Source organism: Amycolatopsis sp. NPDC089917, assembly GCF_040684635.1.
In the GTDB taxonomy this organism is placed as follows: Bacteria; Actinomycetota; Actinomycetes; order Mycobacteriales; family Pseudonocardiaceae; genus Amycolatopsis.
In genome coordinates this window covers 82,547-105,213 of the sequence record NZ_JBFBGL010000029.1, presented here as the reverse complement: position 1 = coordinate 105,213, position 22,667 = coordinate 82,547, and the positions used below count along the sequence as shown (strand labels likewise).

The following is a 22,667-nucleotide window of genomic DNA, read 5'->3' as shown; positions in this document are numbered from 1 at the left end:
GTTCGGGAACAGCGACAGTCCGTGAAGGCCTCCTTGAGGGACTCTGGGTCCCTCAAGGAGGCCTTCACGGACTTGCGGAGTGTCAGGACTCGCCGAGGTAGGCGGAGTGCAGCGTGCCGGGGGAGTCCAGCAGTTCCTGCGCGGAACCCGCATAGGTGACGCGCCCCGAAGAGACCACCAGGGCATCGCTCGCCACCCCGAGGGCGAGGTGCGTGAACTGCTCCACCAGCAGGATCGCGGCCCCGTCCTCGGCGAACCGGGTGACCATCGGCAGCAGGCGGGTGAACACCACCGGAGCCAGGCCCAGCGACATCTCGTCGATGAGCAGGAACGACGGCCGCGCGGCGAAGGCGCGGGCCAGCACCACCATCTGCTGCTCGCCCCCGCTGAGCAGCGCCGCCGGCGAGTCACGGCGCTTCTCCAGTTCCGGGAACAGCTCGAACAGTTCGTCGGCCCGCGCCCGGGTACGCGCGGTCAGCATCAGGTTCTCCAGCACCGTCAGCCCGCCGAACACCGCGCGTCCCTGTTCGATATGCGCCAAACCCCGTCGAGCGCGGGAGACCCTTGACTGTTTGGTGATCTCGTCCGGTCCGATGTGGACGGTGCCCGAGGCGGCGGGCACCACGCCGGAGACGGCCTCCAGCAAGCTGGTCTTCCCGGCGCCGTTGGGGCCGACGAGTGCGGTGATCCGGCCCGGTTCCAGGGTCAGGTCGACGTCCCGGATCACCGGCCCGGCACCGCGGGTGACCGTCAGCCCCGCTATCCGCAACGCGTTCACAGCATCTCCGTTTCACCCATGTACGCCTTGAGCACGGCCGGATCCGCGAGCACTTCCGCCTGCGGACCGGAGGCCAGCACACGGCCGAAGTCGAGGACGGTGATCGTGTCGCAGACCGAACGCACCAGGTCGAGGTCGTGCTCGATGAGCAGCACCGACACCCCGAACCGTGCCGGAACCTGCCGCAGCCGTTCCCCGAACGCGACGTGCTCTTCGTGCGGCAGTCCGGCGGCCGGCTCGTCGAGCAGCAGAACCCGCGGCCGGGCCAGCAGATGCCCGACGACCTCGACCAGCCTGCGCGCGCCGACGTCCACTTGCGACAGTGGGGTGCGGGCGGCGGGGCAGCCGAAGAAGTCCAGCGCCTCACCGATCTCGTCGGCGGTGAGCCGCCGCCGGGCGAGGAACTCCAGGTACGCCCCGACCGTCAGGCCCGGCGGGACACGGTCCTGCTGGAACGTCCGGCGCAGCCCGGCGCGGGCCCGGGTCGAGGGTGACCCGGTCAACGGCTCGCCACCCAACTCAGCCGAACCCTCGGCGTTCGGCAGGAACCCGCTGATCGCGTCGACCAGCGTCGACTTGCCCGCGCCGTTGGGGCCGATGACGCCGAGCACCCCGTGTTCCGGGACCTCGATGTCCACCGAGGACAGTGCGGCCACGTGCCCGAAGTTCACGCTCAGCCCGCGCACGGTGAGCACCGGCGGACCGGGCGTCTGGGACTCGACGTCCGCGGTCCCGGCGGCGAGGTCGAGTTTCGCGGGCTCCTTCTTGGACCGCCGGTACCACACCTGCCGCACCGTGGTGCCCAGGTTGCCGCCACTGGCCAGCGCCTGGACGCCGAGCACGCCGAACACCACGAACCCCCAGTCCTGCGGGATCCCCCAGCGCTTGAGCAGTTCCGGGACCCCGACCCACAGCACCGCGCCGAACACGGCCATGTCGATCAGATGCGCGCCCGACATGATCGCCAGCACGTACAGCGCCAGCGACTGGATCGCGGTGAAACTGGCCGGGAACGCCAGCCCGACCTGCCCGGTGAGCAGGCCGCCGCTGATCCCGCCGAGGGTGGCGCTCACCGCGAACGCGGTCAGCTTCGACGTCCGCACGCTCGTGCCCGCGGCCGCCGTCCCACGCTCGGAGAACGCCACCGCCTGCCACGCGCTGCCCCAGCGTCCGCGGCGCAGGAAATACACCGCGAGACAGCACAGCACCAGCACCACGACAGCGAGCTGGAAGTAGGACCGGTCGTCGGAGAAGGCGTCCGGACGTTCGACCGAGATCCCACCGGAGACACCGGGGAACTGGAGCTGGACCAACGCGAGGTCGGCCGCGGCGGCGAGCCCCAGCGTGACGACGGCGAGGTTGATCCCGCGCAGCCGCAACGCCGGGAGCCCGACGAGCACCCCGACCACCCCGGCGGCGAGACCGCCGAGGACCAGCCAGGTGAGGAACCCGCCGGGCGCCTGCGCCTCGTTCAGCGCCGACACCACCCAGGCGCCGACCGCGCCGAAGGTCAGCTGGCACAGCGAGATCATCCCCGCGCTGCCGGTGACCACGCCCAGTCCGAGCAGCGAGATCCCGGCGACGACGGCGCTCATGCCCAAGTAGACGAAATACCCGTCGAGCCCGACGCTCAGGCCGTAGCCGACCGCGATCGCCACGACGGCGACCGCGAACGGGATCCCGGTGCGTATCCCGCGTTCAGCGAGCCGCATCCCACACCTCCTTGCGCTGCGACCACAGCAGCAGCGCGACGATCACGACGAACGGCAGGAAGTACCGCACCACCGAAAGGCCGTCGACCTGAGCGGCCGCGCCCTGGATCAGGCCGAGGCCCAGGCCGCCCGCGACCGCGAGGTCCAGCCGGCGGAACCCGCCGAGCAGGGCCGCCGCGGCCGCGGGGACGACCAGCATCGCCAGCGACGTCGCGTCGTTGGACTGCGACGGTGCGACGATCGAGATGACCAGCGTGCTGACCACCCCGGTGACCGCCCAGACGGCCACGCTGAGCCGCTTCGCCGGGATGCCCAGCAGTTCGGCCGTCGTCGGGCGTTCGGACAGCGCCCTGAGCTGGACTCCCGCCGGGGTCCGGCTCAGCACCAGCCTGCTGGCCACCGCCACCAGTACCGCCAGCGCGACGGTGACCACGGTGACCTGGCTGATCACCACGCCGCCGACCGTGACGGCCGGGCCGTCGAGGATCGGGTGGAACGGCTGCGGTTTGTTGCCGAACAGGATGAACGACAACGAGATCAGCAGGAGCAGCACCGCGACGGTGACCGCCGAGCGGGTTCCGGTGTCCGCCTCGGCGAGCCAGGTGGACACGATCCAGCCGAGCAGCGCGCTGAGCAGCCCGCCGAGCAGGATCCCGGCGACGGTGGCCAGCCACATCGGCAGGCCCAGCTGGACGGCCAGGAACACCGCCACGTAGCAGCCGAACATCCCGGTGGCCGATTGGGCGAAGTTCACCACCCGCACCAACCGCGACATCAGCGTCAGGCAGACCGCCAACACCGCGTACAGTCCGCCGGCGGCCAGGCCTGCCAGCGCTCCCTGCAGCATCGAATCCTCCTGTTACTTCTTGGGAATCCGCAGCCAGTCGTCGGCGACCAGCTCCCACTTGTTGGTGCCGGAGCCGAGCTTGATCGGCCAGCCCGCGGTGTTGTCGTGATGGGTCTGCCCCGGTCCGAAGACGTACGGCGTGCCCACCATCGGATCGGTGATCGGCTTCATCTCGCGCAGCGCCTTGGTGACCGACTCCCGGGTGATGTCACCCTTGATCCCCTTGGCGACTTCGAGGAAGTACTTCGCCGCCAGGTAGCCGCCCTGGCTGAACGAGGTCAGCGGGATGTTGTTCTTGGTCATCAGTTCGCGCCAGTCCTTGTTCTGCGGGCTGGTCGAGTCGGTGAACGGGTAGAACTCGGCGGGCACGTACACCCCGGCGCCGGCGTTGGTGATGGCCTTGGCGTAGTTCTCGCTGTAGACGCTGGTCAGCAGCAACCAGGTGACGTCGTTCCAGCCCTGCGCCGCGGCGGCCTTGAGCTGCCCGATGGAATCCGGCTCGACCGGGTTCACCGTGATCGCCTTGCACCCGGCGTTGCGGGCCTTGACGATGTAGGAGGTGTAGTCGGAACCGCCGTAGGGCACTGTCGCGTCGAGGTACTTGAGTTTCTTGCCGGTGATGGCCGACCACTCGTCGATGGCCGCCTGATACGACGGCAGCGTGTTGCCCGCGATCTCCAGCAGCGCGCAGATGTCGTTGAGCTTCAGCGTTTCCGAGCCGTAGAGCAGGGTCAGCGTCATGTCGTGGTACGGACCGACGTTGGCCGGGGCGATGTTGGGGCTGGAGAAGCACGCCGGGTCCACACCGATGCCCTGGATGGACAGGATCTTCTGCTGCTCGTAGTACTTGTTGTTGATCTCGCACTCGATGAGGCTGGACGAGCCGACCAGCGCCACCGCCTCGTCGCGGCCGACGACCTCGCGAGCGGCCGCCGCCGCGGCTGCCGGGTCACCCTTGTCGTCGAGGGCCTTGTACTGGATCTGTCTTCCGTTCACGCCACCACTCGCGTTGGCCGCGTCGAAGACGGCCTTGGCCGCCTGCGAGGCCTCGGGGAAGGTGGCGGCGCCGCTCAGCGCGTTGACCGAACCGACCACGATCGGCCCGCCGGAGCCGCTGTCGGCCCCGGCACAGCCCGCCGTGGCCAGCAGGACGGCGGCGGAGAGCGCGACCAGGCGCCGCGCGGGTTTCACCGGTTCTCCATGGCTTCGGCGACGGGCACGGAGTCGACGATCTGCTCGAACGAGACGACCTTGCCGCCCTCGAACTTCCACACGTGCGCGACGCGGGCGGTGAACGAGCGCCGGGTCTCGCGGTGCTTGGCCTGGTAGGTCCCGAGCCCGATCACCGCGTCACCGGCGTCGAGGAGATCTCCGAGAGTGAAGGTGTAGCCGTCCCAGTCCTTCGCGATCGCGCCGAAGACGTTGTCCCGCACCTCTTCCGGGCCGGTGTAGGTGCCGGCGTAAGGGAAACCGGCCGCCTCCGTCCAGGTGGTCTCGGGACCGAGCGGGGCCAGCATGCCCGCCAGATCGCCCCGGTCGCTCGCGGCGTAGTGCGCGGCGATGATGTCTAAATTGGACACTGAGACTCCTTGATGTCTTTGGTGAACCGCGGCTTTCAGACCGGTTGCGCGTCGGGATAGGCGACCGAGCCGAGCGGGTAGATGTGCCCGCCCGCACGGGAATGTTCCGACCGGCCGTCGCCGGTCAGGCCGAGGAAGACCCCGGTGGTCTTCAGCGCGTAGCCGAGGTCGTGCAGCCACACACTGGCCACGGCGATGCGGAATTCGCGGAAGCAGAAGAGGTAGAGCCCGTCCTGGAACTTCCACACCGTCGACAGGTCCATGTCGCCGTGGCCGCGCTGCACGCCTTCGAGGCACTGCCAGGCGTAGCGCTGCGAGGACACGTACACGTGCTCGTAAAGGTGTTCCGGGCTGTAGCGGTAGACGTTGCGCTTGCCGATCAGATCGCGCGACGGTCCCGGTTCCTCACCGGTCGGTGTGCCCGCGTCGGTCGTGCCGGCCCAGAACGTCTGGGAGACACGGGGAACGCCCTCGACGTCTTCGGCGCCGATCACCGAGCGGACGGCGAGCGCGCGATGCGTCGTCGTCGAGAAGACGACGGTGAGCGCTTCACCTTCCACACTGGTGTGTGGGAGATTGACGAAGAAAACGTCTTCCCGGACGGCGACCGCGTCGTAAGGATCCTTGATGCCGTTGCAGGTGACGGTTTCCGCGTCTTCGAACCGCAGCGCGAGCGTCGTCCCGTCGTCGAGGGTGACGGTGAGCTCGCGTCCCGACAGGTCCGCGTTCGGCAGGCGGTAGGTGGCTATTCCGGCGGCGAACTCGTCATAGGTACGCCATTGTTCCTCGGGTGCGTCGGACATGCGGTCATCGTTCAGGCGACCGCCCGGGAAGGGCCAGCTGTCACGCGCTGGGCGGCAACAACCGATCGCTCACGGTCAAGCCGCGGCGCAGTTCGCTCGGCGAGCAACCGAATTCCGTCTTGAACACGCGGCTGAAATGCGGCGCGTCGACGAATCCCCACTTCGCCGCGATGGCGGCGACCGGCCGTGAAGCGTGCACGGGGTCCAGTAATTCACGGCGGCAGTGTTCGAGGCGGCGGGTGCGGATCCAGCCCGAGACGGTCGTTCCCTGTTCGTGGAAGAGGCCGTGCAGATGCCGGGTGGAGATGTAGTGCTCGGCGGCGATCTGGGCCGGGCCCAGGTCGGTGGAGGAGAGGTTCGTGTCGATGAAGGCGAGGACCCGGCGCATCAGCTCGTGGTGCGGCCCGGCCGTCGCGCGGGCGAGGTCGAGTTCGCTGGCGAACAGTGTGGCGAGCAGATCGACCGCCGTATGCGCGAGCCGGACGCCCGCCGGCCCGCCGAGCTGGTCGAGGTTGCTGCCGAGTTGCGCGAGGAAGGGCACCACCACGTTGCCCATGCCCCGCTTGCCCGACATCGGGACCGCGGTCAGCTGGCCGACCAGGTCACGGGGGAGATCGATGAGCCGCTGCGGGAACATCACCACGAGCGTGCGGAAATCCTCTTCGAACGCCAGGGAATACGGGCGGTGCGTGTCGTACAACGCCACGTCACCGGGGCGCAGCGTCGCCTCGCGGTTGTCCTGGATCAGCAGCCCGGTCCCGGACAGGATCAGGCTCAGCTTGTAGTAGTGCCTGTCCGCCCTGGCGATGAGCTCGGGCGTCCGCTCGACGATGTGCGCGGACGCGGTCACCTCGGTCAAGCGGACGTCGTCGGCGCCGCACGAGCGGATGCGGCCGCGGAAGTGGTCGCGGTGTTCGCTCGTCACGTGCAGCGGCACGAAGGATTGCGACACCACCGTGCGGAAATCCGTGAAATCTCGCGCGACCGTGGTGGTGGTCGGGTCGGCGGTGGCGGTGGTCACGAGGTCACCTCGCAGCATCGGGGGTGAATTTCATATACGATAAGCGATACGATGCTGCCGGGCAATGATCGCGGCCAGGTCGTGTCCTGTCAGTCGGCGAGGCGGAAGAGGAGGGTCCGAGGGTCCACGTCGACGGGTACCACCGTGCCCGTTTCATAGCGGCCGACGTCCTCGGTGAGCACCCGCGCGCTGAACGGAGTCACTCCCGGACCGGTGACGACGAGATCGACGTCGTCGGTGGGTGTGCTCACCTCGTCGACCCAGATCCGCGTGCTGGAAACGACTTCCGCCTTCGCCCGGACGCCCGTCCGGTCGAGCGCGCGGTGTGTTTCCCTGGCCCTGGCGTTCTGCCGGAGGTGCGAGCCGACGACCCCCAGCCCGCCGATCGTGAACACCGCGCCCATGGTGATGACGACCAGTCGGTCGTCGTCACCGGGCTCGAAAGAGGTGCTGATCCAGAGCAGGGCCGGGCCGATCAGGACCAGAACGGTCATGAAGAAGCCCATCAGGCATCCGATCACGGTGAACACGGGCAGCTCCGGAGCTTCCTTGCCGTGGCGCTCCGGAGTGGTCATCGAGGCGAGGTTACCGACCGGTTTCCGTAGCCGGTCCGGTAAAAATGCCCGCTTGCCCGCGGTTGTGGCGGGCCAGCGCCACGAAAGACCGCTTGGGCTCGAACCGGTACTGCGACGCCTCGTCGTGGTGCCGTTCGCGCAGGGTCTTCACCAGGCTGTACGACGCCATGTCGTAGTCGTACTCCGGCCGGGACGGATGGTGGGGCAGGCCCGGTGCGATGAACGTGTACACATGCGCGCCCTGGATCCCCGCCGGGCCGAACACGCGCAGCAGGCGCGCGAGGTGGTCGGCCTGTTCGCGCTCATTCCGCACATGGCCGGGCTTGACCCGCAGGGGCTCCACGCCGTAGTCGACACACCGCCGTCCACCAGGCCGCGTCGGGCCGGGTGGTCGTGAGTGGCGATTCGTGTTCTAGCTGAACCTGTCTTATGTACCTACTGTGGATCTCATGGGATTCAGTCATCAGGTTAGTGCAGGTCAGGGCGGGCGTCAGCCGGTGTTGGACTCGTATGCGCGCCTGTCGCGGAATCAGGCGGGGAAGCTGGAGAAGTGCGAGACCCAGCACGCCGACAACCGGGATGTGATCGACCGGTTGGGCGGCGTGCTGGGTGAGGAGATCTCGGACCCGAAGCTGTCCGCGTGGAACCCGAAGGTGCATCGTCCGGGCTGGGACCGGATCATGAAACGGGTCGCGGCGCGGGCGTCGGATGGGGTGGTGTTGTGGAACACCGACCGTGGTTGGCGGCAGTCGCAGGATCTTGAAGACCTGTTCAAGCTGATCGAAAGCACGGGCTATACCTCGTACACGGTGGCGTCCTCACACGGCCGCTACGACCTCACCGACTACAACGACCGGTATCAGTTGCGGCAGGAGGTCGCGCACAATCAGCGCAACTCCGATGAGGCGTCTCAGCGGATCTCGCGGCGGTTCGAGGTGCTGCGCAAGCGCGGTGTGCCGCATCACCAGGGGCGCCGGTTCGGGTTCGGTGGGCTGGATCGGACGATGCCGCGTGAGGAGTGGTTGGACGCGGAGGGGAAGGACACCCGCAAGCCGGTTCCGGCAGAGTTGGTGGAGCGGGAACGCCGGGCGTTGCGTGACGCCACGGACGCGGTGTTGGCGGGGGTGTTCCAATCCACGATCGCGGACGAGTGGAACGCGGCGGGGTTGCGCACGATCACGGGTAAGACGTGGCTGCCGCGCCAGGTCGGGGAGGTACTGCTCAGGCCGATCAACGCCGGTCTGGTCGAGCATGACGGCGTGGTGGTGGGCACGATGCCGGGTGAGCCGATCGTGAAGCCGGAGAAGTTCGCCAAGCTGCGCGCGTTGTGTGCGGGGCGGACGCAAGGGCAGAACCCGAGCGGGGTGTATGTGGGGTCGGGGATCTTGAGGTGCCCGTTGTGCGGGCGGGGTGTGAGCGGGCGTCCGCATTCGGGAACCTATCCGAATGGTGAGCGGCGACGTCAGTACGGCTGCTCGAAGAGTTCGGGCGGGTGCGGCAAGGTCGGCGCCGATATGCGGCGGGTGGATCGTGAGTTGCGCGGGCTGGTGATCTCGCGTCTGTCGGACGCCAAGCACGCGGCGGCGATCCGCGCCGCGCGAGCGCGTGTCTCGGAACGCCTGGCGGAGATCCACACCGAACTCGGCGAGTGCGAGCGCCTGCTGAAGTCGATCGCGGCGAAACTCGGCGCGGGGAAGATGACCGAGGACGCCTACGACGCGGCCAATGAACCGCTGATGGCCACACACGCACGGTTGGAAGCCGAGCGGGACGACTTGACCGGCGGGAACCCGGACGGTCCTACCGAAGCGATGAGCAGTGAGGACGCGGCGGCGCAGTGGGACGCGGCCGAGTTCGACGAACGCCGCGCGATGCTCACCGACGCACTCAGCGGCGACACCCTCTATTTGGATCCTGCCGCCAAGAACGGGAAACGCCAGTTCGACCCCAAGCGGGTGCGGATCGACCCGCGCAAGCCCCAGCGCCGTACGCGTGGCAAGCACGCGGCCTGATAGAGCAACGACCCGAGGCCACACCCCGGAAACGGGGGCAGGTGTGTCCTCGGGTCGTCGGTGTGTCAGGCCGCGCGGCGGCTTTCGTCGTTCCTCTCAGCGTTGGCGGCGCGGCGGCGTTTGTCGATGCGGTTCAAGATCACCGCGAGTGAGGTGATCCGTTCTTCGGTGAGCGGCGGGAGGTCGGCGACTTTCGTGGCCCACCGGTCGACCGCTTCGGCGTCGAGTCGGGCTTGTTCTTCGGCGTAGGTTTCCTTCCTGCGGGTGTCGGCCGGGACGGCTTTGAGGTGGCGGTGCGGGCGTGGTTGCCGGGTGGGCATGGTGGCGGTGTCCTCTCGGCGCGTGGTGCGGGTATCGGTGGTGTGGGTTCGGCTGGTGTCTCCTTTCCTGCGACGGGCGACGGTGCGGGAGGTACGGGTATCGACGTGGCGGCGTCGAGGTCGAACACGGCGCGTTGCCCGGCGGCGCGGCCGAGTTCCAGCGCGGCGGGGAGTGTGGCGACGACGGCGGACACGTCGAGGTACACCCGCCGTGTTCCGGGGTCGCACCATCCGCCGAACACCCGCCCCGGCAGCGCGAGGACGTGCCGGGTGCGGGTGAGGTAGGCGGCGAGATCATCGGCGGTGACGCGGCCGTCGCAGATGTGTTCGCACTCCGGGTGCACGGCGACGGCGTAGCCGGTGCGGGCGGCGTCACCGGTCGCGGGATCGACGGTGAACCCGCCGTCCGGGACGGTCAGCGCGTCGGCCATCGCGGCCAGCCGCGCCACCGACAACCCGCCCGTGCTTTCGTGGTTGTGGGTGCGCTGATTCATGCCGCCTCCCGGCGCGGGGAGTGGCGGCGTTTGGGCGTCGCGAGTTGGGTCAGGGTGCGGCGTTGGTGGCTGCCTGCGGGCAGCCATACCGGGTCCGTCACGACCGCTGTATCGCCGGTTGCGGTGGTGGCCACGGTGACGGGTGGACCGGTCGGCCAGCGGCGCGCCCACGCGTCGTGAAGGTTGCGTTCGCGGCCGGGTCCGGGGAGTCCGAACAGGACGGGTTGCCGGATTCCGGAGCGGGCGAGTTCGGCGTATTTGGTGATCTTGTCGGTGAGGGTGTCGAGGGTTTCGGTTCCGGTGTCGTGTTCGTAGAAGAACCCGATGGTTCCGTGCGGGTCGCTGTATTCGCCGTAGCCGTCCGGGCGGACGATGCCGCCGCACGCGTCGGCGGTGACGGCTTCGGGCGTCCACGTGCGTAGCTGGCAGCCGGGGCGCGTGCGCGCGTGTCCGGTGAGGACAGTGAAGAACTCGTTCACACCGAGCAGGTGCGCGGTGTGCGGCGAGTGCGCCAGCCGGAGAACCTTCTCCGTGACCGCCGACGGTTTCGGTAGTGGCGTGTCGGTCGCGGCGGCGTGCACTGCCGCGCCGACGTGGCCGAGGGTGTAGCGCCACGACTGGGAGCCGGGCCAGACCTCACGCCGGAACCGTGCGAGCACGCCACGGTGATACAGCGCGGCCAGCCGGTGACGGGCGTGGTGCGTTGACCCGAACAGCAGCCGCGTGATCTGGAGCGCGGTCAGCACCCGGTGCTGATCGAGGTAGCCGAGCAGGGACAGGTCCCGGTCGGTGAGCCCACGTGAACGGGCGAGGGCGTCACCGGTGCTGACCGGTTCTATTTCCACTTTGAGGGGGTGGGTGTTGCTGTTCCTAGGAAGTCGGGATGCGGGCATGGTTCCTCCACTGTGGCCATACGCAGGGGTTTCAGGGCGTCTCAGGCGGCAACTCGGTGGGCCACTCATAAGTTGCCCCTTGAGTTGCCCACCGAGTTGTCCATAGAGCTGCCCACTGAGTTGCCATCGCCGAACGCGTTGCCCTCACTGGTGTTCCAGTGCTGCCGCAAGGCTTGCGCCGCGCCACTGGCGGCGGGCGCGGTGTCGAGCCTGCGGGCCGAAGCACTGCCGTCCCGCTCCCGGTGTGAGAGCCCGGTCCGTGCCCGCGCCGCCCGCCGCACCATCGCGCCACGGCCGGGCGGGGCGGGCGGCATCGGGAGCGTGTCCAAGGTGCACGCCGGGGTATCCCGTCCGCCTGCCACGGCGCGGGCCACGATCTGGAACGCGGGGCGCCGCCGCAGGCCGTGTTCGTCGATATCCGGGGCGACGTGCCGCACCAGGCGGCGGGCGTCATCCGGCGACACGGTGAAGTACACCTTGGTGCGGGCGTTGGCGTCGATCCCTTCCCGCACATCCGGCAGTAACTGTGCCTGGTGCTGGTGTGCCAGCACCAGCGACACCCGGTACCCGCGTGCCTCAGCCAAGGCGTCTTCCACGCCGATCGGGAGGTGGAGGAAGTTGTGACACTCGTCCACCACGACCGTCGCGTCCGGCCGCTGTTCGGACGGCCGGACGGCACGGCGGGTGATCTCCTGCCACAGTCCGGCGATCAGCAGCGACCCCACCAACCGCGATGCGTCCTCACCGATGTTCCCTTTCGGCAGACGGGCTATCAGGATGCCGCCGTCGAGCACATCGGACAGGGTGAAACTTGACCGTGCAGCGCCGAGCAGGGTGCGGGCGAACCGTCGCGTCAGCACCCCGCGAAGACGTGACACGACGGGCGCGCACAACTGGGCACGTTGTGCCGGGGTGGCCTCATCGAACGCGGCCCAGAACCCTTCCAGCCCGTCCGGTTCGCCGACCTCCGCCAGCACCGCGCGCCGGAACGGCGCGTGATGCAGCAGCGGCGGAATGTCGGCCAGCGTCGAACCCTCACGCCGGATCAGCGTCAAGCACGCGGCGCGCATCAGGTCATCCATGCGCGGTCCCCACGACGCGGCGTAGAGACGCCGGAACACCGACACCACCCCATCCGCGACCAGTTCCCGTTGACCGGGGTCGGTGGCGTCGAGGACGTTGAACGCGGCGGGAGCGTCGCGTTCATCCGGGTCGAGGATCACCAGCCGATCCCCGCAGTCGGCGGGCAACCGGTCGATCACGTTCGCGGCAAGGTCGCCTTGCGGATCGAGCAGCACCACCCCGCGCCCGGCTTCGGCTTCACCGAGGACGTGATGGGCGAGCCAGGTGGACTTGCCCACCCCGGTCACGCCTTGCACGTGAAGGTGATGCCGAGCATCCGCCACGCTCACGCCGACCAGTTCAGACACCCCCGTCGTGGCCGCACCGAGCAGCTTCGGTAAGTGGCGGCGCGGGTCGTCCCATCGCGACACGATCAGCCCGCGCCGCGCGTTCCCACTGTCGTTCTCACGGTCAGTGTCAGGCCGCATTGCGACCACCGCCGAACCCATCGAACCCGCCCCGTCCGGGACGGCGGTAGCGGTCACCGTCGAGCCGGGGCAAGGCCCGGTCGGCCTTCCGCAACGGCGCCTCCGGGTGGGGCAAGCCATGGCTCCCGGGCTGGTGCGGCAGGTGCCACACCGACGCCAGCTCACGCACGCTCGCGACGAAACCGCGCCCGTGCGCATACCGCGCGACCTTGCTCGCCGGACGCCACACCCGCAGTCGCGCGGTGTCGTGTTCGTCGGTCGCCAACGCGGCCAGCACGGCGGCCAGCTCACCCGACGCACGCCGCGCCGTGCGCGGCGTGCCAGTGCCCGCGACGACCAACCTGACCGTCGCACGAAGGTGCGGCCCTGCTTTTTGTTTTGCCTCCCGCGCCCGCCGACGCGCAACGGTCACCGGGTCGTCCTCGCGCCGCGCGGACGACCGCGTGTCGCGTCGAGAATCGTGCGACGAAGCCGACGACAACATGAGTTCCACAGCGCCGACCAAGCCGCGCGCGACCGCGAGCAGAGCGGCGCCGATCAGGCTGGTCAGAGCCCGCCGGCGACCCGTCCCGCGGCCACGCCGGCGACTTCCGCGGGAAGGGGAAATCACGACTTGAACCGACGCGAAACGACCCGCCACCGCGTGGTCGGAAATCCCCTCCAGCACAGCGCGCAACGGTTCGTCCTCGACCGCCACCACACCGCGCTCCGGGCGATGCAGGTGATCGACCAGTGGCGCCCATGGTCCCTCACTCGGCACCAGTTCCGTCGCACCGACCGCGCCCGCAGGCGACCGGGGCGCCACGGTCGGGACTAGCCTGCAACCGGGCCACGCGTGCTCCACCGCACGTGCCACCGACCGCGCCGGGCCACCACCCGGAACCCACATCCCCGCGCGAACCCGGCCATCCGGGTCATAGGCCCACAACACCATCGCGACCCGCGCTCGTGCCGACACCCCGGTCAGTGTCGAAGCCATCAGCCGCCACAACGGCACCGCGCCATCGGCGGGCAGACGATGCGGCGGGGTGATCTCGAAAAACCGCGCTCCCGCCATCTCCCGCTCACGGCGCAACCGCACCACCTGGGCCAGCACCGCACCCGCCGCCAACGCCAGCACGGCGGCCACCACGAGCAGCGGCCACCACACCGTGATCCAGGCCCACAGGGTGTAGGACACCCACGCCATGAACGCGTTGAACTCGCCGGAGGGATCACACACCAACCGCTCCAGCGGCGACCCCGTACACGGGTCCGCTGACGCGATTGCGTCCCACTGCTGAACTGTCTTGAACATGCTGCATCAACTCCTCTTAGGGCACCGTGTTGCAGCCATGCAGAATGGCGGCGCAGCACGATGCAACCCCGCTCGTATCGACGCCGAACCAGCGCACGACAGTGCGCGGGTACAGCAAGCCGACAACAGCGGGATAGCTGTTTCGCTTCGCACAAAAGGGAATTTGCCGACCACGGCGCAATGACCGGAACGCACGCGTACAAGACGCGTGCCCATCGGTCAACACCACACCGTTCGGCGGGACATGTTCAGCAGCGCGGGGATCATCCGGCCACAGGCACTAGTTCGAGGGTACGAGCAATACAAGGGGTCCGACAGACATCATCGGTACATGAACCCTGGCCCAAGAACCTGACATCCAACCATGCGAATGTCGCGTGCACTGGACACGATCGGAACGCTGCGCGCCACTGGGATCTCTACTCCGGAGCTATTCCAGCCGATCAACCAAAAGTGACGCCCGGTCGCGCTAGCCCGGTCACCCTGATACGCTCCCTCCAGTCCTCTCGCGGGCAACTCGCCGACGCAACCTAGGACCCTCCAGTATTCCCATGATCAAATCTGATGCGCAATAGAGCATTCGAGTGATCATGACGATGATTCTTGTCACTGTGCGTTACGGTCGCGGTTGGGCGTGCATCCCGCTCACGGTCGGGGAGTCGGGTCATCTGCGCAGTGGCATGGCGGCGAGAATCCCATAGCATGTGCTTATGACCGGCTTGAACCTGCGGCTACCGTCGCCCCTTATTGAGGTCCACGACGGCCGTTTGGATGCCAAAGGCGTTCGCCTTTACCTCAAGCGCGATGACCTTATTCACGCGGAGTTTCCAGGCAATAAATGGCGCAAGTTGAAATACAATCTGGAAGCAGCAATAGCGGATGGCCACTCTAAACTATTAACCTTTGGCGGTGCCTACTCGAATCATGTTCGTGCCGTGGCGGCGGCGGGCAAACACTTCGGATTTAGTACAGTTGGCGTCATCAGAGGCGAGGAGCATAAGCCGCTCAATCCTTCGCTAGAGTACGCCGCCGATTGCGGAATGACGCTGACGTACATGAACCGTGAGACATACAGGCTCAAAGATGCACCGGAGGTAATTGGGAGTTTGAGTGCCGAGTTTGGACGGTTCTATCTTATACCAGAGGGTGGGAGTAACACTCTCGCTCTACCTGGCTGCGCGGAGTTGGTTGAAGAAATCACGGTCGATTTTGACGTAATTTGCTGTGCCTGCGGCACGGGCGGCACCCTGGCGGGCATCTCTACTGCGCTGCGCAGAGATCAGCAAGCTAAAGGATTTGCAGTACTTAAGGGTGCGGGATTCCTGGCAAGCAACATTCGCGAGCTTCAAGGGCAAGCGTTCGGATACAGTAACGACAACTGGTCAATCGAGCTGGGATACCACTTTGGCGGATACGCCAAGGCAGATCATGCGCTAAGAAGTTTCATTGCAGACTTCGAGTCACGTTCCGGCTTTGAATTAGACTGGATTTACGAGGCGAAAATGATGTACGGATTGATGGACCTAATCGACCGTGGTCACTTCAAGGCTGGAACGTCGATAGTGGCCGTCATATCCTAGTTGCCATGACGCTATTTTTTGTTGTAATACTCCCGCTGTGCATTCTTTCCAATGGAAGAGCTTTCTAGGATAAGTGACCATTGGCCGCTGTTGATGACAAACTCCCGGCCAAATCCAAGCCACATGCCGTGCATACGTCGCGTACTCGGGTCGACCAGTAATTGCAAAGTGCCGTGATATGTTGCTCCTTTGTAGTAACCATGCGGTGAGGTAGTTTCTCGCCAGGTTCCGGTTGCCACGGAGCCGTCAACCACAAGCTCAATTCGCAGACTGGAACCAGTGGAATGCGGAAGACTCTGTGCTATCAGCTTGTTTCCCTGCTGACGGACTACAACAAAGTGTTCGCCTACGAAATCCTTGCCGCGACCACTGCTAGGGTATGTATACCGGCTACGCCAAATACCCGTCATTCCCTCTCTTTGTGAGGATAATTCCAGTGCGGAATCGGCCGGTTTTACGTCGTCCGCCAAGGCGGGTGATGCCGCAGCAAGGGAAAGACCGGCGCTAAGCTTCAGCAGTAATTCCCGACGATTGGACGATCCACTGAGCGTGCCAGACCATTCGGCAGCAAGGCGCGCTAATTCGTTCACGTCAGTCAGTTCCAAAGTCGATATCAGCTCTCCAAGGTCTCGCGCTTCACCGTCGTCGGACGATGAAACAACCCCTTTTGAAATGCGAGATAGTTCGTTCTTTTTGTTTCTGTAAGCCGGGTCAGTTGAGCGAAAGTTGGCGCAATCATCGAGCAGATCGGACACGCTGCATTCGTACAGTTCCGCGAGGCGTCCTAGAACGTCGAGCGATGGAGCATGTCCAGTTGGACTAGGCCATAGCTCCCAGTATGAAAAATTCTTGAAAGTCTTTGGATCCGCTGGCCAGCGTGCGTTCCATTGGTCGGCCGCATCACGTTGACTCCAATCGTGAACCATGCGCATCGCGGCACGACGATTGACGCCATAACGGCTACTAAATAGAGCTGCGATTTCGACCCAGGTTTTGTGGTCGGCACGTTGAGCGGCGACCACTTCTCGCTGCTCTTGTCGCAGACTTCGCAGAGCCGATGGCATGGTGACTGTCTCCTCTCGCCCTGTGGACATGGACCGTAGTACCACGCCCGCCCTTGCAAGACGTACCGGTTGAACAGGGACATAGTGTCCCACAAGATCACGGTACTACGGGGTGTCTTGTCGCGCTGACCTGCTGTTTCGTAGACGCAAGTACGGCTCGAACGGTAACTCTTCAGGAGGGCGGACAGGATGACTCAGGCGAGTTCTGCGACCGACGGCCCGCTGTGCTTCATGTTCGACAATCGTGGCCATCGGCTGGGCGGCGAGATAGACGTAGAGAATCGCAAGCACGCCACGATGATCGCGGACATGACCCCTGAAGATTGGGCGGACGCTGCCCGGATGCTTCACGAGTGGGAAGCAGGGCGGCACCGTGAGCAAAGTTGAAGCGCGCTGGAGTCAGGCGGCAAGCGATGAGCCCCCCAGTGACCGTTTTGAAGTCGCAGTGGACGGCCTGACGTGGTCGCAGTGCCTCCCGCGTTACCAGCGGGCGCTACCAGGCCTGATGCTTTCGGACGGCCTGACGGGTGTCATTTTCACGGCGGGAGTGCGGCGACATGAAGCGCAAGCAGCCAGGGAATTCGCTATCAACCTAGCTCTCAACGCACTTGAATTCGCACGCGAATGCAACAAACGGTTGACTCTTTACAGCAATGATTGGCCGGAAGATGACAAAGATTTCTAACCATGCCCTGAATTTGCATTCTCGGTCCCTGCGCAAGAGACGTTCAAAGTGCATTCGCTGGATAGCAGGTCAGTGTTCGGCAGGCTGCCACTGCTTCCGCGTTTCGGCGGCGATCGAGGGCGACAAGCCCAAGAGCGCCGAGGTCAAGTCATAATTCTGGCCATTAAATCATCATCTCTAACCTCTTACCGGTATCCACAACTGAGCAGAACAGGAACAGAATATGAGGGTGTGCAATGTGGTCGCCGGTGTGGACGATGCGAGCGACGACGCGTACGCCATGCATGAAGTGATCCGGGTTCAGTCGCAACTTGCCCGGATTCGGAAGTCTCGGGGCTGGTCGCAGCTCGACGTGGGAAACAAGCTGAACGTGCATCCGTCAACAGTCTGGCGCTGGGAGAATAACCCGACCTACGCATGCAACATCTCCGAACTGCAAATGTATGCGCGAGTTCTCGGCTACACATTCCGTGTCCTCATCATAGCCAATGACGACGATAAGCCAGGTGAATCACCTCAGCTCCCGCAACCCGACAACTAGGCGGGGCCGAGACATCGACCCACGCCGCAACTCACGGCAGTAGCCGACACGCGGCACAAGGCAAGTGGCCACAAGGTCCCCCGCAAGGTCTGCGTGCACGGGGCGAGCAAGGCTCGCGCCTTCGCTCGCCCCGCAGCGCGAGAAGCCGCAGGTCACGAGTAGGTAACTTAAACAGGGTTAGCTCTAACCCGAATCGCCACTCACGACCGGCCCGGCCGAACTGTCGCAGCTGCCGCGAAGGTCGCGTTTCCTCGACTGAGCCGAAGGAGGGGGCCTTCACGGACAGGACTGGGGAGCAACTGCAGCCGGAGGCTAAGTAGATACCCAAGACACCTTTCGCCCTGATGTGACCCGCCACGGTTGAGAACGCCACTCACGAGTCAGGTCAGCGCGGCGGGAAGCGTTTCGAAACCGCGCAGGATCCGGGTCTGCCGCCGCCGCGCGCCGTCCAGGAGCCGCAGATCGGGGAACCGCTCGAAGATCGACCGCAGCCCGATCTCGCCTTCCATCCTCGCCAGCGAAGCGCCGAGGCAGTAATGCCGTCCGGCGCCGAACGACACGTGGTCCCGCGCGTTCGCCCGCTCGACGTCGAAAGCCGAAGGGGCGTCGAAGATCTCCGGGTCCCGGTTGGCGCCGGCGAGCACCGTGCTGACGATCGAACCCCGGAGGATCGGCACGCCGCCGATCTCGGTGTCGCGGCCGCAAAGCCTGCCGGTGAGCAGGACGGGCGGGTCGTAGCGGAGGATCTCGTCGGTCGCGTTGCTCCACAACTCCGGATTCCCGCGCAGTTTCGCGAGTTCGCCCGGATGCCGGGTGAGCAGGGCGATGCCGTTGCCGAGCAGGTTGACGGTCGTTTCGAACCCGGCCGCGAGCACCAGTCCCGCGGTGGCCTTGAGCTCCCGCTCGGTCAGGCCGACACCGTCCTCGCGGGCGGCGATCAGCTTGCTGAGCAGGTTGTCACCGGGATTCGCCCGCAGCTTCTCCAGATGCAGGGTGAGCCAGGCGTCGAACTCGGCCAGCGTGGCTTCCACGGTCCGGAAGGTCCGCCACGGCAGTCCGAGGTCGAGACTCGGGGCCGCCGCGCCGCCCAGCGCGAGCACCTTGTCGCGTTCCTCCGGTGGGACGCCGAGGATCTGGCTGATCACGGTGACCGGAAGGAGCCCGCAGTACTGCTCGATGAGGTCGACGGGGTTCGCCGGGTCGAGGCCGTCGAGCAGTTCGTCGGCGATCGCCTGGGTGCGCCGCCGCAGTTGCTCGACCGCGCGGGCGGTGAAGACGCGGGTGACCAGCTTCCGGTAGCGGGTGTGGTCCGGTGGCTCGCTGGCCAGCAGCGACGGCGGTTGGATCGGATGGATCAGGCCGGACTCGGACCAGCTGACGAGCCGGTTGAGCACCGGGTTGTCCGGGACGAAGCGCACGGTCTTGAACGCGTCGCTCGTGAGGATGTCCTTGCACGCCGAGTGCCGCGTGGTCACGTGCCCGACCCGGGTGGTGGCGACGGCGCCGTGCGCGCGGATCTCGTCGAACAACCCGGTCAGGTCTCCGCCACCGCTGGCCTCGACGGACAGCCTGCCTTGGAGGTCGCCTCGCCGCGCCGCGGCCCGCAGGGCGACCCGGGGGATCGCGTGGCCGATGCTCCAGCGGGCGACCGGTTTGGCGATCTCCTCCGCCCGGCGCAGGAAGGTCCGGGCGGGAGCGGGCTTGAGTGCGAACATCAGGACTCCGTCCGTGCGGCTTCCTTCGAAGGTATCGGAACTACCCGTCAGTAGCCAACGGTCGCGACATCTGCGGATCCGCGCTCCCGTCGGTAATGTCTGCATTTCGGGTGGGCCGGGGAGTGCTTGTGGGCGGCTACGGGTTCGACATCGCGCTGGTCGCGGTGCTGGTGGTGCTCAACGCGGTGTTCGCGGGCAGCGAGATGGCGCTGATCTCGTTGCGCGAAGGGCAGTTGCGGGCGTTGGAACGCGACGGGCGGGCGTCCGCCCGGACGCTGGTGCGACTGGCGCGCGACCCGAATCGCTTCCTGGCGACGATCCAGATCGGGATCACGCTCGCCGGGTTCCTGGCCTCGGCGACGGCGGCGGTGTCCCTCGCGGAACCGTTGGTGCCGCTGCTGGGTTTCCTCGGCAACGCCGCCGGAGCGGTCTCCGTCGCGCTGGTGACCATGGTCCTCACGTTCCTGACCCTGGTGCTCGGGGAGCTGGCGCCGAAGCGGCTGGCCATGCAGAACGCGCTGCGGTGGGCGTTGCTGGTGGCGCGTCCGCTGAACCTGCTGTCGGCGGTCTCCCGGCCCGTGGTGTGGGCGCTGAGCGCGTCGACGAACTTCGTCGTGCGGGCGCTGGGCGGACGGGCGGAGGCCGATCCGGACCAGATGTCGCCCGAGGAACTGCGGGAACTGGTCTCGGCGCAACGCGGCCTGAACTCCGAACAGCGCATGATCATCAACGGCGCCTTGGAGATCCATGAACGACGGCTGCGGGAAGTGCTCGTCCCGCGCCGGGCGGTGCTGACGCTCGCGGCCGAGCAGGACCTCGCATCCGCGCGAGCGCACCTGGCCGAGTCCGGCTATTCCCGGGCGCCGGTCGCGCGCGGCGGCCATCTGGACGACGTCGTCGGCGTCGTGCGCCTGCGCGATCTGCTCGGCGAACACGAGGACCTGGCCGAGGTCGTCCGGCCGGCGGTGGTGTTCCCCGATTCGCTGCGGGTCTCCGACGCGCTGCGGAGTTTCAAGGCCGAGCGGGAGCAGATGGCGCTGGTGGTCGACGAGCACGGCGCGGTCGCGGGCATGGTCACGCTGGAGGACCTGCTGGAGGAGATCGTCGGCGAGATCTACGACGAGACCGACCGCGACGTGCTGGCCGTGCGCGACGGCAAGGACGGCTCCCTGGTGCTGCCCGGCACCTTCCCGGTGCACGACCTCGTCGACGTCGGCGTCGAACTGCGGGACGCGCCGCCGGGGGAGTACGCGACCATCGCGGGACTGATCCTCGTGGTCCTCGGCCGGATCCCGGAAAAGCCGGGCGATCGGGTGACGGTCTCCGGGTGGACGGCCGAGGTGCTCGGCGTCGAGCATCACGCGATCACGCGCGTGGCGCTGCACCGCGGGCCGAAACCGGAGCGGTGAAGTTGCGCCGGGCGCGCCGGGTTGGCAGCGTGCCCGGTGTCCCACCACGAAGGAAGGTGCCCCGATGCCGCAGGACCAGCCGGATTTGAAACCTCGTTCGCGCGACGTGACCGACGGCCTGGAGCGCGCGGCGGCCCGCGGGATGCTCCGCGCGGTCGGGATGGGCGACGACGACTTCGCCAAACCGCAGATCGGGGTGGCGTCCTCGTGGAACGAGATCACCCCGTGCAACCTGTCGCTCGACCGGCTGGCCAAGGCGGTCAAGAACGGGGTGCACGCGGGCGGTGGCTACCCGCTCGAGTTCGGCACGATCTCGGTGTCCGACGGCATTTCCATGGGCCACGAGGGCATGCACTTCTCGCTGGTCTCGCGTGAGGTGATCGCCGACTCGGTCGAGACGGTGATGATGGCCGAGCGGCTGGACGGCTCCGTGCTGCTGGCGGGCTGTGACAAGTCGCTGCCGGGGATGCTCATGGCCGCGGCCCGGCTCGACCTCGCCTCCGTTTTCCTTTACGCGGGCTCGATCATGCCCGGTCAGGTCGACGGGCAGGACGTCACGATCATCGACGCCTTCGAGGCCGTCGGCGCTTGCCTCGCGGGCAAGATCACCCGTGCCGAGGTGGACAAGATCGAGCGCGCGATCTGTCCCGGCGAGGGTGCCTGCGGCGGGATGTACACCGCCAACACGATGGCGTCGGTGGCCGAGGCACTCGGCATGTCGCTGCCCGGCTCGGCCGCCCCGCCCGCCGTCGACAGGCGCCGCGACGGCTTCGCCCACCGATCGGGGGAAGCGGTCGTCGGCATGCTCCGCCAGGGCATCACCGCGCGGCAGATCATGACCATGGAGGCGTTCGAGAACGCGATCGCCGTCGTGATGGCGCTGGGCGGTTCGACCAACGCCGTCCTCCACCTGCTCGCGATCGCCCGCGAAGCGGAGGTCGACCTGCGGATCGACGACTTCAACCGCATCGGTGACAAGGTCCCGCACCTCGGCGACCTCAAGCCGTTCGGGAAGTACGTGATGAACGACGTCGACAAGGTCGGCGGCATCCCCGTGGTGATGAAGGCGCTGCTCGACGCCGGGCTCATGCACGGCGACGTGCTCACCGTGACCGGCAAGACCATGGCCGAGAACCTCGAAGGCATCGCGCCGGCCGGGGTCGACGGCGAGATCATCCGGCCGCTCGACCGCCCGATCCACAAGACCGGCGGGCTGACCATCCTCAAGGGATCGCTGGCGCCCGAAGGCGCGGTCGTGAAGTCGGCGGGCTTCGACGAATCGACGTTCACCGGCACCGCCCGGGTGTTCGACGGTGAACGCGCCGCCCTCGACGCGCTCGCCGAGGGCCGGATCGTGGCCGGGGACGTCGTCGTCATCCGTTACGAAGGTCCGAAGGGCGGGCCGGGGATGCGCGAGATGCTCGCCATCACCGGCGCGATCAAGGGCGCCGGACTGGGGAAGGACGTCCTGCTCATCACCGACGGCCGATTCAGCGGCGGCACGACCGGCCTCTGCGTCGGTCACATCGCGCCGGAAGCCGTAGACGCCGGGCCGATCGCGTTCGTGCGCGACGGCGACCCGATCACGCTCGACGTCGCGAACCGGACGCTCGAAGTCGAGATCGACGACATCGAGGCGCGCCGGGAAGGCTGGGCTCCCAAGCCTCCGGCGTACACGCGCGGTGTCCTCGGCAAGTACGCGAAGGTCGTCCGGAGCGCCGCGCACGGGGCCGTTTGCGAGTAAGACCTGGTCTCAAAACCCGGCGTGTCGCCAGGTGAACCAACGGCCCG

At 67.0% G+C, this 22,667-nt stretch carries 21 protein-coding genes; 6 read left to right on the top strand and 15 right to left on the bottom strand.

From position 1 onward, the window contains the following. Window positions 1-82: 82 nt before the first annotated feature. The 9 genes from AB0N89_RS22085 to AB0N89_RS22045 form a co-directional block, all read right to left on the bottom strand. A complete protein-coding gene (locus tag AB0N89_RS22085; protein ID WP_364207230.1) occupies window positions 83-778 on the bottom strand; it encodes an ATP-binding cassette domain-containing protein in 696 nt (231 codons plus the stop codon). Then, a complete protein-coding gene (locus AB0N89_RS22080; protein ID WP_364207228.1) occupies window positions 775-2,490 on the bottom strand; it encodes an ATP-binding cassette domain-containing protein in 1,716 nt (571 codons plus the stop codon). Before AB0N89_RS22080 ends, AB0N89_RS22085 begins: the two co-directional genes overlap by 4 nt. Further along, window positions 2,477-3,337: a branched-chain amino acid ABC transporter permease gene (locus AB0N89_RS22075; protein WP_364207226.1), complete on the bottom strand. Its 861-nt coding sequence runs from the start codon at window positions 3,335-3,337 to the stop codon at window positions 2,477-2,479. The genes AB0N89_RS22080 and AB0N89_RS22075 overlap by 14 nt, the downstream gene beginning before the upstream one ends. 12 nt (window positions 3,338-3,349) lie before the next feature. Next, the gene (locus tag AB0N89_RS22070) at window positions 3,350-4,528 is read right to left on the bottom strand and encodes an ABC transporter substrate-binding protein (protein ID WP_364207224.1); all 1,179 of its coding nucleotides are present in this window, start codon (window positions 4,526-4,528) and stop codon (window positions 3,350-3,352) included. After that, window positions 4,525-4,917, bottom strand: coding sequence for a nuclear transport factor 2 family protein (locus AB0N89_RS22065; protein WP_364207222.1), 393 nt, complete (start codon window positions 4,915-4,917; stop codon window positions 4,525-4,527). The genes AB0N89_RS22070 and AB0N89_RS22065 overlap by 4 nt, the downstream gene beginning before the upstream one ends. 35 nt (window positions 4,918-4,952) lie before the next feature. Next, the gene (locus AB0N89_RS22060) at window positions 4,953-5,720 is read right to left on the bottom strand and encodes a MoaF C-terminal domain-containing protein (protein ID WP_364207220.1); all 768 of its coding nucleotides are present in this window, start codon (window positions 5,718-5,720) and stop codon (window positions 4,953-4,955) included. 40 nt (window positions 5,721-5,760) lie between these two features. Beyond that, complete coding sequence (locus tag AB0N89_RS22055; protein WP_364207218.1) at window positions 5,761-6,741, bottom strand: helix-turn-helix domain-containing protein; 981 nt, start codon at window positions 6,739-6,741, stop codon at window positions 5,761-5,763. Window positions 6,742-6,830: 89 nt separating this feature from the next. Further along, window positions 6,831-7,316 (bottom strand): hypothetical protein, encoded by a 486-nt coding sequence (locus tag AB0N89_RS22050; protein WP_364207216.1) that lies wholly within the window; start codon window positions 7,314-7,316, stop codon window positions 6,831-6,833. Window positions 7,317-7,326: 10 nt separating this feature from the next. After that, on the bottom strand, window positions 7,327-7,659 hold the full coding sequence (locus tag AB0N89_RS22045; RefSeq protein ID WP_364207214.1) for a hypothetical protein: 333 nt from the start codon (window positions 7,657-7,659) through the stop codon (window positions 7,327-7,329). 154 nt (window positions 7,660-7,813) lie between these two features. On the opposite strand from AB0N89_RS22045, the gene AB0N89_RS22040 reads away from it, so the two are divergent. Next, complete coding sequence (locus tag AB0N89_RS22040) at window positions 7,814-9,328, top strand: recombinase family protein (RefSeq protein ID WP_364207212.1); 1,515 nt, start codon at window positions 7,814-7,816, stop codon at window positions 9,326-9,328. A gap of 139 nt (window positions 9,329-9,467) precedes the next feature. Here the strand turns inward: AB0N89_RS22040 and AB0N89_RS22035 are convergent, their stop codons facing one another. From AB0N89_RS22035 to AB0N89_RS22020, 4 genes are all read right to left on the bottom strand, one after another. Further along, entirely contained in the window at window positions 9,468-10,142 is a 675-nt protein-coding gene (locus tag AB0N89_RS22035) for a hypothetical protein (RefSeq protein ID WP_364207210.1), read from the bottom strand. Then, complete coding sequence (locus tag AB0N89_RS22030) at window positions 10,139-10,987, bottom strand: replication-relaxation family protein (protein WP_364207208.1); 849 nt, start codon at window positions 10,985-10,987, stop codon at window positions 10,139-10,141. The genes AB0N89_RS22035 and AB0N89_RS22030 overlap by 4 nt, the downstream gene beginning before the upstream one ends. A 113-nt stretch (window positions 10,988-11,100) precedes the next feature. Further along, a complete protein-coding gene (locus AB0N89_RS22025) occupies window positions 11,101-12,405 on the bottom strand; it encodes a hypothetical protein (RefSeq protein ID WP_364207206.1) in 1,305 nt (434 codons plus the stop codon). A 169-nt stretch (window positions 12,406-12,574) separates the two neighbouring features. Beyond that, complete coding sequence (locus AB0N89_RS22020) at window positions 12,575-13,882, bottom strand: hypothetical protein (RefSeq protein WP_364207204.1); 1,308 nt, start codon at window positions 13,880-13,882, stop codon at window positions 12,575-12,577. Between the two features lie 710 nt (window positions 13,883-14,592). Between AB0N89_RS22020 and AB0N89_RS22015 the strand changes: the two genes are divergently transcribed. Further along, window positions 14,593-15,462, top strand: a complete 870-nt coding sequence (locus tag AB0N89_RS22015; protein ID WP_364207202.1) for a pyridoxal-phosphate dependent enzyme — start codon at window positions 14,593-14,595, stop codon at window positions 15,460-15,462. Between the two features lie 11 nt (window positions 15,463-15,473). On the opposite strand, the gene AB0N89_RS22010 is transcribed toward AB0N89_RS22015, so the two are convergent. After that, complete coding sequence (locus tag AB0N89_RS22010; protein WP_364207200.1) at window positions 15,474-16,526, bottom strand: hypothetical protein; 1,053 nt, start codon at window positions 16,524-16,526, stop codon at window positions 15,474-15,476. A gap of 373 nt (window positions 16,527-16,899) precedes the next feature. On the opposite strand from AB0N89_RS22010, the gene AB0N89_RS22005 reads away from it, so the two are divergent. Together AB0N89_RS22005 and AB0N89_RS22000 are read left to right on the top strand one after the other, a co-directional pair. After that, window positions 16,900-17,211, top strand: a complete 312-nt coding sequence (locus AB0N89_RS22005) for a hypothetical protein (protein WP_364207198.1) — start codon at window positions 16,900-16,902, stop codon at window positions 17,209-17,211. A gap of 229 nt (window positions 17,212-17,440) precedes the next feature. After that, entirely contained in the window at window positions 17,441-17,752 is a 312-nt protein-coding gene (locus AB0N89_RS22000; RefSeq protein ID WP_364207196.1) for a helix-turn-helix transcriptional regulator, read from the top strand. Window positions 17,753-18,132: 380 nt separating this feature from the next. Here AB0N89_RS22000 and AB0N89_RS21995 read toward each other — a convergent pair whose 3' ends face one another. Next, entirely contained in the window at window positions 18,133-19,467 is a 1,335-nt protein-coding gene (locus tag AB0N89_RS21995; protein ID WP_364207194.1) for a cytochrome P450, read from the bottom strand. Window positions 19,468-19,595: 128 nt separating this feature from the next. On the opposite strand from AB0N89_RS21995, the gene AB0N89_RS21990 reads away from it, so the two are divergent. After that, window positions 19,596-20,876, top strand: coding sequence for a hemolysin family protein (locus tag AB0N89_RS21990; RefSeq protein WP_364207192.1), 1,281 nt, complete (start codon window positions 19,596-19,598; stop codon window positions 20,874-20,876). A 64-nt stretch (window positions 20,877-20,940) separates the two neighbouring features. Beyond that, entirely contained in the window at window positions 20,941-22,620 is a 1,680-nt protein-coding gene (gene ilvD / locus AB0N89_RS21985) for a dihydroxy-acid dehydratase (protein WP_191251180.1), read from the top strand. The last annotated feature ends 47 nt before the right edge of the window (window positions 22,621-22,667 follow it).

Coding starts and splice junctions, on each gene's coding strand:
- ilvD (WP_191251180.1), top strand. CDS start 20,941: ATGCCGCAGGACCAGCCGGATTTGAAACCTCGTTCGCGCGACGTGACC.
- AB0N89_RS21995 (WP_364207194.1), bottom strand. CDS start 19,467: ATGTTCGCACTCAAGCCCGCTCCCGCCCGGACCTTCCTGCGCCGGGCG.
- AB0N89_RS22035 (WP_364207210.1), bottom strand. CDS start 10,142: ATGAATCAGCGCACCCACAACCACGAAAGCACGGGCGGGTTGTCGGTG.
- AB0N89_RS22015 (WP_364207202.1), top strand. CDS start 14,593: ATGACCGGCTTGAACCTGCGGCTACCGTCGCCCCTTATTGAGGTCCAC.
- AB0N89_RS22075 (WP_364207226.1), bottom strand. CDS start 3,337: ATGCTGCAGGGAGCGCTGGCAGGCCTGGCCGCCGGCGGACTGTACGCG.
- AB0N89_RS22020 (WP_364207204.1), bottom strand. CDS start 13,882: ATGTTCAAGACAGTTCAGCAGTGGGACGCAATCGCGTCAGCGGACCCG.
- AB0N89_RS22010 (WP_364207200.1), bottom strand. CDS start 16,526: ATGCCATCGGCTCTGCGAAGTCTGCGACAAGAGCAGCGAGAAGTGGTC.
- AB0N89_RS22050 (WP_364207216.1), bottom strand. CDS start 7,316: ATGACCACTCCGGAGCGCCACGGCAAGGAAGCTCCGGAGCTGCCCGTG.
- AB0N89_RS22060 (WP_364207220.1), bottom strand. CDS start 5,720: ATGTCCGACGCACCCGAGGAACAATGGCGTACCTATGACGAGTTCGCC.
- AB0N89_RS22080 (WP_364207228.1), bottom strand. CDS start 2,490: ATGCGGCTCGCTGAACGCGGGATACGCACCGGGATCCCGTTCGCGGTC.